11 protein-coding genes are annotated in these 15417 nt (G+C 67.1%); 8 read left to right on the top strand and 3 right to left on the bottom strand.

All coding sequences use genetic code 11. From position 1 onward, the window contains the following. Positions 1–44 precede the first annotated feature (44 nt). From LGY53_RS06425 to LGY53_RS06390, 8 genes are all read left to right on the top strand, one after another. The gene (locus LGY53_RS06425; RefSeq protein ID WP_225725723.1) at positions 45–581 is read left to right on the top strand and encodes an NUDIX hydrolase; all 537 of its coding nucleotides are present in this window, start codon (positions 45–47) and stop codon (positions 579–581) included. Positions 582–631: 50 nt separating this feature from the next. Then, a complete protein-coding gene (locus LGY53_RS06420) occupies positions 632–3133 on the top strand; it encodes a DUF6049 family protein (RefSeq protein ID WP_225725722.1) in 2502 nt (833 codons plus the stop codon). A gap of 278 nt (positions 3134–3411) precedes the next feature. Further along, positions 3412–7536, top strand: a complete 4125-nt coding sequence (locus tag LGY53_RS06415) for a murein biosynthesis integral membrane protein MurJ (RefSeq protein ID WP_225725721.1) — start codon at positions 3412–3414, stop codon at positions 7534–7536. A 340-nt stretch (positions 7537–7876) separates the two neighbouring features. Continuing rightward, on the top strand, positions 7877–8437 hold the full coding sequence (gene sigM / locus LGY53_RS06410; protein WP_167479973.1) for an RNA polymerase sigma factor SigM: 561 nt from the start codon (positions 7877–7879) through the stop codon (positions 8435–8437). A gap of 109 nt (positions 8438–8546) precedes the next feature. Continuing rightward, positions 8547–9350 (top strand): hypothetical protein, encoded by an 804-nt coding sequence (locus LGY53_RS06405; protein ID WP_225725720.1) that lies wholly within the window; start codon positions 8547–8549, stop codon positions 9348–9350. 76 nt (positions 9351–9426) lie between these two features. Next, complete coding sequence (gene trxB, locus LGY53_RS06400) at positions 9427–10410, top strand: thioredoxin-disulfide reductase (RefSeq protein ID WP_225725719.1); 984 nt, start codon at positions 9427–9429, stop codon at positions 10408–10410. Between the two features lie 31 nt (positions 10411–10441). After that, positions 10442–10765, top strand: a complete 324-nt coding sequence (trxA, locus tag LGY53_RS06395) for a thioredoxin (RefSeq protein ID WP_225725718.1) — start codon at positions 10442–10444, stop codon at positions 10763–10765. A 238-nt stretch (positions 10766–11003) separates the two neighbouring features. Next, the gene (locus LGY53_RS06390) at positions 11004–12191 is read left to right on the top strand and encodes an N-acetylmuramoyl-L-alanine amidase (RefSeq protein ID WP_167478870.1); all 1188 of its coding nucleotides are present in this window, start codon (positions 11004–11006) and stop codon (positions 12189–12191) included. Positions 12192–12279: 88 nt separating this feature from the next. Here the strand turns inward: LGY53_RS06390 and LGY53_RS06385 are convergent, their stop codons facing one another. The 3 genes from LGY53_RS06385 to LGY53_RS06375 form a co-directional block, all read right to left on the bottom strand. Further along, entirely contained in the window at positions 12280–13011 is a 732-nt protein-coding gene (locus LGY53_RS06385; RefSeq protein ID WP_225726250.1) for a GNAT family N-acetyltransferase, read from the bottom strand. Between the two features lie 329 nt (positions 13012–13340). Next, complete coding sequence (locus LGY53_RS06380) at positions 13341–14375, bottom strand: ParB/RepB/Spo0J family partition protein (protein ID WP_225725717.1); 1035 nt, start codon at positions 14373–14375, stop codon at positions 13341–13343. A gap of 53 nt (positions 14376–14428) precedes the next feature. Then, positions 14429–15382: a ParA family protein gene (locus LGY53_RS06375; RefSeq protein WP_225725716.1), complete on the bottom strand. Its 954-nt coding sequence runs from the start codon at positions 15380–15382 to the stop codon at positions 14429–14431. Between the last annotated feature and the right edge of the window lie 35 nt (positions 15383–15417).

The raw sequence follows: 15417 nt of genomic DNA, 5'->3' as shown, positions 1-15417 counted from the left end.
GGTGGTTGCACGGGTGCGGAATACCAACCCAGTAGGATTGCTTGGTGTCTCCGGCCGATCGTGCGAACAGTAGACGCCGCCAGCCCCGGCGCCGCGGTTCGGCCGCCAGCGCGGCGAAACCGCGCATGCGCACCGTCCGGGAAACGTCGGCGGGCGGCCTCGTCGTCGACGGATTGGACGGCCCGCCCGAAAATCGCAGTGCCGCACTGATCGGTCGCACCGATCGGCGCGGCAGGCTGCTGTGGTCCCTGCCCAAGGGACATATAGAAGAGGGTGAAACCGCCGAGCAGACCGCGATTCGCGAGGTGGCCGAGGAGACCGGAATCAACGGGGTTGTTGTCGCCGAATTGGGCAGCATCGATTATTGGTTCGTCACCGACGGCCGTCGGGTACACAAGACCGTGCATCATTATTTGCTGCGTTCGGTCGGCGGCGAGCTGTCCGACGCCGATGTCGAGGTCACCCAGGTCGCGTGGGTTCCGTTGAGCGAGTTGGATTCCCGGTTGGCCTACGCGGACGAACGCAGGCTGGCCGAGGTGGCGAACCGACTGATCGACCGGATGGAGACCGGCAAGCGATGACGCGTGGACCGCGCCCCGAGCGCCGGGCTCGGCCGAAACAGCGAAGTGTAATGCGGCTCGTCACGGCGTTGCTGGCCGTCCTCGGCTCGGTGACACTGGTCGGGCCCGCCGGTGCACAGCCGAGCAGCACCACCAACGCCCCGACGGCGCCGGAATTCCTGAAGCTGACCCTGGATTCGGTGAGCCCGACCGCGGTGACCGCGAACAGCGATCCGCTGCTTACGGTTTCGGGCACCGTCACCAATATCGGCAACCGGGTGGTGAAGGACATCATCATCCGGCTGCAGCGCGGCGCGGCCATCAGCGCTCCGGCCAACCTGCGCGCGACGCTGCGCTACGACCAGGTGAACTTCGACACCCCGGCTCCGTGGGAGGACATCTCGAACGAATTGAGTCCCGGGCAGCGCCAGCAGTTCACGCTGAGCGTCCCGCTGCGGGGCAAGCCCAATCAATCGCTCGAGATCACCAAACCCGGCGTCTATCCGCTGCTGCTGAACGTCAACGGGCAGCCCGATTTCGGCGGGCCCGCCCGGCTCGACGACGCTCGCTTCCTGCTGCCCGTGCTCGGCCTGCCGCCCTCACCGGACAGCTCCGACCCCGGCCCCGTACTACCGCCCACCGACGCCCCGATCGCCACCACCATGATCTGGCCGCTGGCCGACCGGCCGCGCATGGTCGGCGGCCAGCTCGGCACGGTGGACCGGCATGTCGAACTGACCGATGACGAGCTGGCCGCCTCATTCGGCAAGGGCGGCCGCCTCGATCAACTGCTCGGCGCACTCGAATCCGTGGTCGGCACCAGCACCGGCCGGGACCGGCCCGCCGTCGCCAACGCCATCTGCATCGCCGTCGATCCCGATCTGGTGCGCACCGCACAGGCCATGGTCAAGGGTTATCGGGTGCTGGCGAGCCCATCCGATCCCGGCGGCGCGACCCGACCCGGCACCGGCGCCGACGCGGCACAGGCCTGGCTGGACCGCCTGCGTGCGCTCGCCGAAACGATGTGCACGATCGCGCTGCCGTTCGCCCAGGTCGATCCCAGCGCGCTGGCCGCGGTGAACGATCCGGACCTGTCCGCCGAGGCGCTCAACGCGCCCGCCGACATCGTGGACGAGGCGCTCGGCATCCGGTCGCTGCGCGGTGTCAGCCTGCCCGACTCCGGCAGCATCGACGCCGGCGCCGGAATGCTGTTGCGCGGCCGCGGATTCGGCACGACGGTGCTCGCGGACTCGGCGGTCACCGCGGTCGGCGATCCGACCCCGAAGGACGCGCCTGCGAGCGCCGGTCATGGCTCGGGCACCGCAAGCCAGGCCGCGAGTCAGTCGGTGGTCGAAACCGGTACGCCGGATATGGTCCGGCTGCCCGATATCACCGGCCCGGCCGCCCACCCCGAAACTCCGGCGACCCCGCCCGCCGATCCGGCGCTGCGCGCGGCCACCTTCGACATCTGGTCGGCCACGGCACTCGCCGCGGTCGGATCCAACCCGCCGACCCCGTCGTTCACCCCGGCCAAGGTCCGCTACGACGTGGCCGCCGACTCCAGAGCCGCCCGATTGCAGGACGCGCTCGGCGCGGTCTCCTGGGCCGCGCTCAACCCGCAACCGAATCACCCGCGCACGCTGCTGCTCATGCCGCCACAGCAGTGGGGCGCGAACCGGGACGAGGCCATCACGCTGCTGCGTCACCTCGACCTGATGATCCACGGCAATCTGGCCACCGCGCGCCCGTTCGCCGAACTGCTCGCGACACCGCCGGACCCGCAACCGTACGAACTGGATTATCTGCATCGGGCGCAGCAGGACGCGGTACCAGGCGGTTTCGTACTGCCGGTGCGGGACCAGGCCGCCCGGATCACCGATCTGCAGCGCGCGCTGCTCGACGTCCCTGAGGCCAAACCGACACCGCAGGACTACCTCACCCCGCTGCGCGACGATCTGATCCGCGCGCTGACCCTGTCCGACCGGCGCACCGGCGACACCGCCCAGCCGGATACCTTCGCCCAGCGGCGAATCGCGCAGACCACGCGCGCGCTCGACGACCTCTACGGCGGCGTCACCGTGCTTCCGCCCGGCGGGGTCTACACCCTCGCCACCGAGCAGAGCCCATTGCTGCTGGTCGTGCGGAATAAGCTGCCGGTGACCGTCCGGGTGAAGTTCAAGATCACCGCGCCGCCCGAGACGAAGATCACGGATCTCCCCGAGCAACAACTGCCACCGAACAGCACCCGTTCGTTCCAAATCCCGACCGAGGTCACCTATAGCACTAGCCTGCGCATTCCGATCTCCCTTACCACGCCGGACGGTATTGCGCTAGGTGCGCCGACGGAAGTATCGGTGCGTTCGAATGCTTATGGTCAAGCGTTCGCGATAATTACCGCATGTGCCGGAATACTGCTGTTCCTGTTGGTCGGCCGTCGCCTGTGGCGTCGGTTCCGCGGGCAACCCGACCCGGCGGACGAGGGTGTCGACCCCAACACCCAGCGCCGGGTCTATAGGTACTGGCGTGCGCGGAACCGAGTGCTGCAGCAGGAACAGGAACACCAGGAGGTCTGATGAGCGACGATGAATATTCCGCTCATCGCCCCAGGTCAGGCGACCGCCCCGAGGGGCAGCCGCCCCGCCGCGCACCCGCAGCCCCCTGGGAGCGGGGTGTGCCGCCGCACTCGGACCCGGAGGAGCCGGGCCAATACGACGACTCCTATGCCGACCCCCGCGTACCCAGAGTGAGCCGTCCCGGACCCCCGCGGCGCATTCCGCATCCGTCAGGTCCGCTGCCACCCGTCCCACCTCCTTCCGGCGGCATGCGGCAGGTGCCGCCACCCTCCGGACCAATGCCACCCGTGCCACCGCCCACCGGCGGAATGGCGCCGATCTCCCGGCCGATGCCACGGCAGCAGCCCGCCCCACCGCAGCGCCCCGGCCCGCATCCGGGTGAGCGGCAGTATCCGGCGCCGCCGCAGCGACAGAACCCGCCGCCACCCCAGCGGCAAAATCCGGCACCGCCGCGGCAGAATCCGCCGCAGCAGATGCCGCCGGGCCCGCGCCCGGCACCGCCGAACCGGATGCCGCCACGGCGGCCCGGCCCGCCCGGCACCGGTCCATTCCCCGCCGCGCAGCCGACCCGGGTGCCGCCGCCGCACTACGACGCGCCCCGGCCGCAGTACGACACACCACCACCGGCCCGTCCGCCGCAGCCACCGGCGCGCCGCCCGCGACCGCTGGTCGAACGCGCGGATTCACCGGCGGACCACACCGTCACAGGTGAGTTGTCCCAGGTCAAGGCGCCAGAGAAACCGCAGAACGCGAACGCCCGCCTGGTCAGGGACTCCGGTTCCATCGCGGTCGCCACGCTGATCAGCCGGATCACCGGCTTCGTGAAGACGCTGCTGCTGTTGACGGTGCTCGGCCCGGCCATCGCCAGCGCTTTCCAATCGGCGAACGTGGTTCCGACGATGATCACCGAGCTGGTGCTGGGCGCGGTGCTCACCGCGATGGTGGTCCCGACGCTGGTCCGTGCCGAGCAGGAGGACGAGGATGGCGGCGTCGCGTTCACGCGCAGGCTGGTCACCATCGCATTCGCGATCCTGTTCGTGGCGACCGTGCTCGCGATGGCCGCGGCGCCGGTATTGGCGAGCCGCGTCTTCCTGTCCTCGGACGGCAAGGTCAACACCCATCTGACGACTGCGCTGACCTGGCTGCTACTTCCCGCGATCCTGTTCTACGGGATGTCGGCCCTACTGATGGCCATCCTGAATACACGGCAGGTATTCCGTCCCGGGGCCTGGGCGCCGGTGCTGAACAATGTCGTCGTACTCGCCGTACTGGCGCTGTACGCGCTGACGCCGGGCGAGATAACGCTCGACCCGGTTCGGATGAGCGATCCGAAACTGCTCGTACTCGGCATCGGCGTCACGGCCGGTGTGGTGGTCCAGGCGCTGAGCCTGCTGCCCGCGATCCGGCGCAACCGGATCGACCTGCGGCCGCTGTGGGGCATCGACGATCGGATCAAGCAGTTCGGCAGGATGGGCGCGGCCATCATCCTGTACGTGCTGATCAGCCAGGTCGGCTTCATCGCGGCCAACCACATATCCTCGGCCGCCGACGAGGCGGGTCCGGCGATCTACCAGACGGCCTGGCAGCTGCTTCAGGTCCCGTACGGCGTTATCGGCGTCACGCTGCTCACGGCGATCATGCCGAGGTTGAGCCGCAACGCCTCGGCCAACGACACGCCCGCCGTAGTCGATGATCTGTCGGTCGCGACCCGGCTGACGATGATCGCCATGGTCCCGATCGTCACCTTCATGACGGTGGCGGGGCCGCAGATCGGCGAGGCGCTCTTCGGTTACGCGCGATTCGCCCACAACGCCGAGCGCCTCGGTCATGCGGTGAGCTGGTCCGCCTTCTCGCTCATTCCATACGCCATGGTGCTGATTCATCTGCGCGTCTTCTACGCGCGAGGTCAGGCATGGACGCCGACCTGGATCATCCTCGGCATCACCACCGTCAAGATCCTCGTCTCGGCACTGGCCCCGGTCATCGCGAGCGACAGCGATCAGGTCGTCGTCATACTCGGTTTCGCCACCGGACTCGGCTTCGCCACCGGCGCCATCATCGGCGGCTACCTCCTGCACCGCAGCCTCGGCGATCTGCGCATGGTCAACGTCGGACGCACCGTGACCAGAGTGGTCCTGGCTTCGCTCGCCGGCGCGGCCGTCATGTACATCTTCGACAGAGTGGTCGGCTTGGACCGGCTGCACGGCGGCCCCGGCGCGCTCATCCGGGTGACCCTGTCCGCCATCGTCATGTTCGGTGTCGCGTTCGGTCTGATGCGGCTGGCCGGAATCCCGGAAATCGTCGCCATCACCGTCGCGATCTCCCGGCGGCTCGGCTTCACCCCGCCCGCGCCGGAACTCGATCTGGAGAGCCCGGTCGAGGACGAATACGCCACGACCGTGCTGCGTAGGCCCGACTACTATGCCTACCCGGCATTCGACCCGGTCATGGACACCCAGACCATGGTGCTACCCGTGATCCGACCCGACACGGTTGACAACACCAGGGTGGGTCAGTTCCCGTACCCTGTTCGGCAGAGAAGCACAAGTGGCGAATTCACCGGAACTTCGACACATCAGGGCGAAGGAGGAACGAGGGTGAGCGACGACGCGGTGGGCGGCGTCCCGGCCGCCGATTCTTCTGCGACCACGGCAGGTGGACTTTCCACGGATGTCCCGCCCGTCGCGGGGGATGCGTCGAACCCCGCCTCCGTGAAAGAACCGGATACCGGTCCGCCGGGTATGCCCGATGCGCCGGAGGAGGAGCAGCCGGAGGAGCACGACCCGGTCTACGACACGGGTATGCATCCGGTCGCGTCGCAGCTGCCGCCGATGGGCGGTGGCGAGCCCGCGGGTTCGCGCCGGACACCGCGCGGTCCCAAGCTCATTCCGGGCGCTTCGGTCGCAGGCGGCCGCTACCGGCTGCTGGCCGGCCACGGCGGCGCGCGCGGCCTGAAGTTCTGGCAGGCCCTCGACATCAAACTCGATCGCGAGGTCGCGCTCACCTTCGTCGACGCCGATCAGAAGGCCACCGAAAACGCCGGTCACGACGGCCCGCAGGCCATCCTGTCGCGCACGCTGCGGCTCGGCCGCATCAATTCGCCCGGTCTGGCCCGCGTGCTCGATGTGGTGCGCGGCAGTTCCGGCGGCATCGTGGTGGCCGAATGGACCCCGGGTCGGTCGCTACGCGAAATGGCCGAGACGGTGCCGTCACCGATCGGCGCCGCTCGCGCGATCCGCGCCCTGGCCTCGGCCGCCGAGCTCGCGCATCGCGGCGGTGGGTCGCTGTCGATCGATCATCCGGACCGGGTGCGCATCAGCGCCTCCGGTGATGCGGTGCTCGCCTTCCCGGGCACCCTGTCCGATTCGGACGCGCAGTCCGATGTTCGTGGTCTCGGCGCCATGCTCTACGCGCTGATCACCGCCCGCTGGCCGATCCGCACCGGCGGTATGACCGGAACCGCCGCGACCGTCGGCGGGCTGCGGCTCGCCGATTTCGGCCCCGACGGCACCCCCATCGAACCGCGCCAGATCCGGCCCGAGGTGCCGTTCGAGATCTCCGCGGTGGCGGTGCGCTCGCTGGAGTCGAACAAGGGCGTCCGCACCGCGGCCACCGTGCAGCACGTGCTCGAACAGGCCTCGGTGGTCGACCAGAAGACCGATTTCATCCCCGTACTGCGCCTCGGCCAGCGCCAGGGCACTCGGGAGAGCGACGATTCGCTCGCCGATCCGGAACTGCTCGCCGCCGAGCGGGAACGCTCGCAGCGGATGATGTGGATCATGGTCGGCCTCGGCGTGCTGGCCGCGCTGGTGGTCGGCATCGTGATCTGGTGGATGGTCAGCGTCTTCGCGCCCGGCGCCTCGGACGCACCGTTGAACGAGCAGCGCAATATCGGCCTCACCACCGCGAGTGCGCCGCCGCCCGCACCGTCCGCATCCGGTCCGAGCCCGACCCCGGCGGGCGGCGTTCCGGTGCCGATCACATCGGTTTCGGTGTTCTCCCCGGAGGGCACCCCCGACAACCCGGGTGGCGTCGCCGCGGTGCTGGACAGCAACCCGTCCACCACCTGGCGCACCGATCAGTACTTCCAGCAGTTCCCGGCCCTCAAGAAGGGGGTCGGGATCATGGCGACGCTACCGAGTCCGGCGAAGCTGACCACGGTCGCGATCACCTCGCCGAGCCCGGGCACCCAGGTGGAGATCCGCACCTCGCCGACCGAATCGCCGACGCTGGACCAGACCCAGCTGATCGGCTCGGCACGACTAAACGACGGTGTCACCGAGATCCCGGTACGCACCGACCAGGCCGCCCGCTACGTACTCGTCTGGATTACCGGGCTCGCGAACAACGGCGGCCAATTCCAGTCCGCCATCGCCGAAATCCGCTTCGACGCCGCACCCTGATTCGACCAACCCGGCCGGTGTAGCCACCCCGGTCGTCACCTTCCGCCCGCCGGTGTCCGCTCCCCGGGCCCGAGAAAAACTTCCCACTTCCCGCATTCAACCGCTGCGGTCTGGTTGCTGCCGAATCGTCCCGGAAGTTATGATTCGCTTCGCGCTCTCGAGCAGGGGAGCTTCCCGGGATCTGTCGTTTCGATTCCGGATGCTGCGAAAAACTGGCGGCGGTCTCGCATGTCCGCCGTCGCTATGAGCGCTATTCGAGGGGTTGGCTTTGTCGTCGGAACGGAACGAGAATTTCCGCGGGGGAACAGCGCGCGCCGCCGTGCACCGCGAGCGCTCGTTCATGCTCGATGAGCTCACCGACGTAGAGCTATTGAAAGCGCACGTTGGCGGCCAGCGGCACGCATTCGCCGAGCTGCTGCGCCGCCACAACGACCATCTCTGGCAGACCGCGCTGCGCACCTCGTATACCCGCGAGGACGCGGCCGACTCCCTGCAGGACGCGCTGCTCTCGGCGCACCGCACCGCTGCGTCGTTCCGGGCCGAGGCCGAGGTCCGCAGCTGGCTGCACGCCATCGTGGTGAATGCCTGCCTGGACCGGATCCGCCGCAACAAAACGCGGTACGCGATCTCGCTCTCGCCGGAAACCATGCCCGAACCGAGCGACGACCGCGACGAATTCGCCGAGCTGGAGATGTCCCTGGTGGTCGACCGCGCACTGTTCTCGCTGCCGCCGGATCAACGGACCGCCCTGGTTGCGATCGATCTGGAGGGGTATAGCGTGTCGGAGGCCGCCGCGATGCTGGGCGTCCCGGAGGGGACGATCAAGAGTCGATGCGCGCGGGCCCGCCAGCGACTTCAGGAACGGCTGGAATTTCTGCGGGATCCGGGGAACCGGAAGTAGTTGAGATGCGTCATTAATAGTGACGACCCACTGAACGATGTACATGCAGGCCCCCCGGTGCTCGGGGTTTGCCCGTGATGTCAGCTGAGAAAACGAAGGCGGAGGTGCGATGGCGACCCGGTCCGTGCCGCAGCCCCCGTTCTCACCGGAACTGCTCGCCGATCTGCACGCCGACAACGTGGCCCCGGAGCTGCGTGCAGAACTGCTGCCCGCCGTCCAGCGCGATCCGGAGGCGATGCGCTTCCTGAATTCGCTCGACGCCGTCGACGCGGAACTGCGCGCGCTCGGCCGTGATGAACGCATCATCCATCCGATGCCCGATGACGTGCTCGCACGACTCACTCGGTTCGTCGACGATCTGGATATCTCCGAAGGCCCGACCGAGCGGGTCGCGACCGTGCACCGGCTGCCGGTCGCCGCACCACCCGAATCGACCGCAGGCCCAACGGATTCCGAGCCGATGGGTTTCGCGGAACCGATCGACCTGACCGCCCGCCGGAACCGGCGATTTCGCTGGCTGGCCGCCGCGGCGGCCGCGGTAGCGGTGGTCGGCGCCGCCACCTTCGCGATAACCATGACCACCGACCGCTCGGTCCCACCCACCGCCATGCCGTCCGCCACCGCGACCGGTTCGAACAATGCCGACCTGACCCCGGCGGCGGCGCTCAGCGCGCTCGGCCGCTTCGATGTCACCGGCCCGCTCTCCGGTCCGAACGCGCTGAACCGCTGTGCCGCCGCGGCCGGATACGAGCACCGCACCCCGCTCGGCGCGGTCAACTGGACCTACGAGGGCAAGGATGCCGTGCTGGTCCTGCTCACCGGACCGGTAGCACCGAAGATCACCGCGCTGATCGTCGGAACCGGTTGCACCGCAGGCGATCCGCAATACCTGTACGCCACCGACATCGGCTAGCGGACTTGCCGGGAACAACAGCGTTTACCCTGTTGTTGATCGACACATACCCTGATTGTCTTTTCGGAAGGGCCCCATGAGCAACGTTCGCGACCTGATCATCGTCGGCTCCGGTCCCGCCGGCTATACCGCCGCCGTCTACGCGGCCCGGGCCGAGCTGCAGCCGCTGGTGTTCGAGGGCACCCAATTCGGTGGCGCGCTGATGACCACCACCGAGGTCGAGAATTTCCCCGGCTTCCGTACCGGCATCATGGGCCCCGACCTGATGGAGGAGATGCGCGAGCAGGCCAAGCGCTTCGGCGCCGAGATCCGCACCGAGGATGTCGAGGCGATCGATCTATCCGGCCCGATCAAGTCCGTCACCGTCGGCGGTCAGACCTACCAGGCCTACGCGATCATCCTGGCCATGGGCTCGGCCGCCCGTTACCTGAACGTCCCCGGCGAGCAGGAACTGCTCGGCCACGGCGTGAGCGCGTGCGCCACCTGCGACGGCTTCTTCTTCAAGGGCCAGGACATCGTGGTGGTCGGCGGGGGCGACTCCGCCATGGAGGAGGCCACCTTCCTGACCAAGTTCGCCTCCTCGGTCACCATCGTGCACCGCCGCGAGGAATTCCGGGCCTCCCGCATCATGCTCGAGCGCGCCAAGGCCAACGAGAAGATCAAGTTCGTGCTCAACACCGAGGTCGTCTCGGTGAACGGCGAGTCGAGCGTCACCAGTCTGACCCTGCGCGACACCAAGACCGGCGAGACATCCGAGCTGGCCGCGACCGGGCTGTTCGTCGCGATCGGCCACGATCCGCGCAGTGAGCTGGTTCGCGGGCAGATCGATATCGACGAGAACGGCTACGTCCAGGTGCAGGACCCGAGCACGGCCACCAAGGTTCCTGGCGTATTCGCCGCGGGCGACCTGGTCGATCACACCTACCGGCAGGCGATCACCGCCGCGGGCACCGGCTGCCGCGCCGCCATCGACGCCGAGCGCTGGCTCGCCGAACAGGGCGACATCACCGCCAATACGCTGGACCACGCGGGTCAAGCGGTTGCGGTGTCCGCCAACTGATTTCGAGTTTTCACCCGCCGAAGGAGTTCCCATGTCCAAGACGGTCACCGTGACCGACGCGTCATTCGCCGACGACGTACTGCTCAACGAGAAGCCGGTACTCGTCGACTTCTGGGCGGACTGGTGCGGCCCGTGCAAGATGGTCGCCCCGGTGTTGGCGGAGATCGCGGACGCATACGCCGACAAGCTGGTCATCGCCAAGCTGGATGTGGACGCGAATCCGAACACCGCCCGGGATTACAAGATCCTGTCCCTGCCAACTATGATGCTGTTCCGCGGCGGCAAGCCGGTCAAGCAGATCGTTGGAGCCAAGGGCAAGGCCGCCCTATTGCGCGAACTCGAAGGCGTCATCTAGACACTGCGCGGCCGGCAGCGCCCGAGGGCATGCTGAGCATCTGAAGCACCCGCGGACGCAGCGCGGCCGACGGCGGCAAACGACGCCGTGATTCGACGACGCGCCGTAGGATGCCTGGACCCGGTATTGCCGAAATCCGGTCCGGGTCTGAGACAATCGACCACGCTCCGGTCGTGCGAAGGTGTACCCCCTCGCATGAGTGGGTACCCGGGTTGACGGAAGGAAAGGGCTCTCCCGCATGCACCGACTTCGTCACGGCGATACCGGTCCAGCCGTCGCAGAGGTTCGGAGCACCCTGGCAAGTCTCGGGTTCCTACACGCGCACGGCACCGATCACGCCGACGCGCAGTACTGGAAAGATACCGAAGCCTCCTTCGACCATCACCTCGATTCCGCCGTACGCGCCTTCCAACAGCACCGCGGTCTGCTGGTCGACGGAGTGGTCGGGCCCGCCACCTACCGGGCCCTCAAGGAGGCGTCCTACCGGCTCGGCGCCCGCACCCTGATCTATCAGCTGTCCGCACCGCTCTACGGTGACGATGTTGCGACGCTGCAGCGCAGGCTGCAAGACCTCGGTTACTACGTACACCGGATCGACGGCTACTTCGGTCCGCACACGCACGACGCACTGAGCACCTTCCAGCGGGAGATCGGACTGTCCGCCGACGGCATCTGCGGGCCGGACACCCTGCGCTCGCTCGAACTGCTCGGCGCGCGGGTCACCGGTGGCAATCCGCATCGCATCGCCGAGGAAGAGGTGGTGCATCGGGCCGGGCCACAGCTCACCGGTAAGCGGATCGTCATCGATCCCGGCCTCGGCGGGCCGGACAAGGGTTTCGCGGTGCCAACGGAATTCGGCGATGTCTACGAGTCGGAGATCCTGTGGGATCTGGCCAGCAGGCTGGAGGGCCGGATGGCCGCGACCGGCATGGAGACCTTCCTGTCCCGCCCGTGGGGCGCCAACCCGACCGACGCCGAGCGCGCCGAGACCTCCAACGCATTCGATGCCGACCTGATGATTTCGCTGCGTTGCGCCACCAATCCGAGCCCGTCGGCCAACGGTGTCGCCAGCTTCCACTTCGGCAATTCACACGGCTCCACCTCGATGATCGGCCAGGTGCTTGCCGGTTTCATCCAGCGTGAGGTGGTGGCCCGAACCTCCTTGCAGGACTGCCGGACCCACCCGCGCACCTGGGATCTGTTGCGGCTCACCAAGATGCCGACGGTTCAGGTCGACATCGGTTATATGACAAACGAATACGACGCCTCGGTGCTCACCAATCCCCGCATGCGCGACGTCATCGCGGAGGCGATCCTGATCTCGGTGAAGCGGCTGTACCTGCTCGGACAGGACGATCAGCCAACGGGTACATACACTTTCGCCGAACTGCTGGCCGAGGAATTGGCCGCCGCCGACCGCATGTAACCGAAACGTATTTCGATAGAACGCTTTTCACGAATGTGCCCCGCCCGATTCACTTCGGACGGGGCACATTCTTTCGTTGGGGGACAGGTTATCTGGCGCCGACTCGGGTAGGCGCCGTCATCGATGCGGCCGCGAGCAACTGATCGAGGGCCCGTTCCACATCCTCTTTCCAGCCGTGATCAGAGTTGAGCTCCAACCGCAGCCGAGGGAACCGGTGATGCGGGGCCACCACCTTGAAACCGAAATCCTCCAGGAAATCGGCGTCGATCATGCAGGTCTCCGGCGAACACGCGGTGGCGGCGCCGGCCGAGACCAGGGTGTCGCGCACCGAATCTATGCGCTCCATCAGCTTCATCGAACCGAGGGCCCGCTCGGTGAGCGCGGTCGCCGGGGGAGTGCGCCGAATTCCGAACGCTTCCAGCGCACGCACACCGCGACGCACCAGATCGGCCACCACGGCCTGAATCAGCCGATGGGGGATATCGCCCTCATGATGCGGGAATTCGGCCCGCAGCGTGGTCAACAGGACCGCATCCGGGCTCACCGGCGAGGTAGGGAAGACCGCGGCCCGCGGCACCGCACTCGGCGGGGCGTAGAGCGCGCAGCCGGCGGGATTCCCGTCGACGGTCGCGACCTGCCCGCACGAACCCCACTCCAGCATGACCGTCGAAAGCCATGCCTCCTTTTCGAAAACGGGATCGCTGAACTCGCGGCAATTCTCGGCGATGGCGGGATCGATCTCCCAGAACACACACCGCCGGGCATGCCCGGGGAGTTTGTCCAGCCCGCCGAGGGTTAGTGCTGTGACGCTGGTCGACACCGCTCTGCTCAGCCTCCAGCTGTCCGATTCATCCACGCTCATACCGCCGCCTCGCTGCGTCCGGCCGAGGCATAAGCGTGCGCACGGCTGTCTGTATCGTTCGCTCGCTCATGCCGCTGCCTCGCCGCCGCCCGACTGTATGCGCGAGGAAGCCTTCTCTCGCCAGCAAGAATAAGCGATCAACGAGAACCCGCCTCATTCCACGTCACTGTGCTATTGGTCAGGTGCCTTACCTCGATAGCGGGCGCGCATAAGACGTCCTGTCACAGTGACGTTTTACTGCCAGGGGCCAACTACCAGGCACTACAAGGCTATTTTGCCCGAATTTGTCACGAACCGAGCTGCTGCTGCTCCATCAGACTGACGATGCGTTCCAGATCCTCGACCGAGCCGAACTCGACCACGATCTTGCCCTTGCGCTTACCCATGCTCACGATCACCCGCGTGTCGAATGAATGCGACAGGCGATCGGCCACCTTCTGCAGCCCGGGCATCTCGATCGGCTTACGGCGGGGAGTCGGATCCTCGTCGCGCGGTTCCGGCTCCGGCTCCAAATTAGCCAGCCGGACGGCCTCCTCGGTGGTCCGAACCGATAGACCCTCGGCCACAATCCGTTTGGCCAGTTCCTCCTGGGCCGCCGGTCCGGCGTTCAGACCGAGCAGCGCCCGCGCATGCCCGGCGGACAATATGCCCGTGGCGACTCGCCCCTGCACCGCGATCGGCAAGTTGAGCAGCCGGATCATATTGGTGACGACCGACCGGGACCGCCCGATGCGCTTGGCCAGTTCCTCGTGGGTGACGTCGAACTCCTCCAGCAACTGCTGGTAGGCCGCCCCCTCCTCCAACGGATTGAGCTGGACTCGGTGGATGTTCTCCAGCAACGCATCTCGCAGCATCGAGTCATCGGCCGTTTCCCGCACAATCGCCGGAATGGCCGTCAGACCCGCCAATTTGCTGGCCCGCCAACGCCGTTCGCCCATGACGAGCTGATATTTCTCAGCATCCCCATCGATTCTGCGCACCACGATCGGCTGCATCAGACCGAATTCGCGGATCGAGTGGACGAGCTCGTCGAGCGCCTCGTCCTCGAAATACTGACGCGGCTGCTTCGGATTCGGCTCGATCTGGTCCGCTGGGATCTCGCGATAGACCGCACCGCCCGCAGCGAGTTCGGCAGTCTCGTCCGCGAGATCGGGGACCCGATGCAGATAAGACGGTGGTTGCGGGCCAACCGGCTCGATCCCCAGCTCCCGGGCCGCCGAGGCACTGAGCCCTGGTCCGCCAGTCCCCGGCCCCGGTGGGATCAGAGCGGCAAGTCCGCGCCCGAGTCCGCCTTTTTTCGCCTGACCCTTAGCCTGACTCATCGCCTACCGGCCCCTTCCTCGTATGCCACCAAACCGGATCTCGCCGACCCGGATCACGCCGCTCCGCCTGCTCCACTCTGCTGCGCCATAGCGCGCGCGGCCATCTCGCGACCGGCATCGAGATAGCTCATCGCGCCCCGGGAACCCGGATCATAATCGAGCACCGTCATGCCGTAGCCCGGCGCCTCGGAGACCTTGACACTGCGCGGAATCACCGACCGCAGCACCACATCACCGAAGTGGCCGCGCACCTCCTCGGCCACCTGGTCGGCCAGCTTGGTCCGGCCGTCGTACATGGTGAGAATGACGGTGGAGACGTGCAATTCAGGATTGAGGTGCGCCTGCACCAGACCGATATTGCGGAGCAACTGGCCGACGCCCTCCAGCGCGTAGTACTCGCACTGGATCGGAATCAGCACCTCCTTGGCGGCCACCAACGCGTTGACGGTGAGCAGGCCCAGCGACGGCGGGCAATCGATCATTACGTAGTCGATGTCGTATCCGGCGATATTGGCCTCCTGGATGGCCGCCTTCAGCCGACCCTCCCGTGCCACCATCGAGACGAGTTCGATCTCGGCACCCGCCAGGTCGATGGTCGCCGGGATGCAGAGCAGTCGTTCGCTATGCGGGCTCTGCTGAATCGCATCCTTGACCGAGACCTCGCCGATCAGAAGTTCGTAGCTGGAAGGAACACCCGAGTGGTGTTCGATACCGAGTGCGGTGCTGGCATTGCCCTGCGGATCGAGGTCGATTACGAGCACCGTCATCCCCTGGTGGGCCAACGCTGCCGCGAGATTCACCGCGGTGGTGGTCTTTCCCACGCCGCCCTTCTGGTTGGCGATTGTGATGATCCGTTGCTCGTGCGGTTTCGGCACTGTCACCTTTCCTGGATGCAAGATCTGACTGGCGCGTTGTGCTTCGGCCGCAATCGGGGTCTCACTGGGGGAGATGTGCCCGAACGGCGTACTTCCGAATGCGTCCGCGTCGAAGTTGCTGGAGTCCAGCATCCCCGGCACTCGCGACGTTGTTTCCCGTGAAACAT

The organism is Nocardia sp. JCM 34519.1 (assembly GCF_020361265.1).
Lineage (GTDB): Bacteria > Actinomycetota > Actinomycetes > Mycobacteriales > Mycobacteriaceae > Nocardia > Nocardia arthritidis_A.
This window is presented reverse-complemented; position numbering and strand designations above follow the sequence as displayed.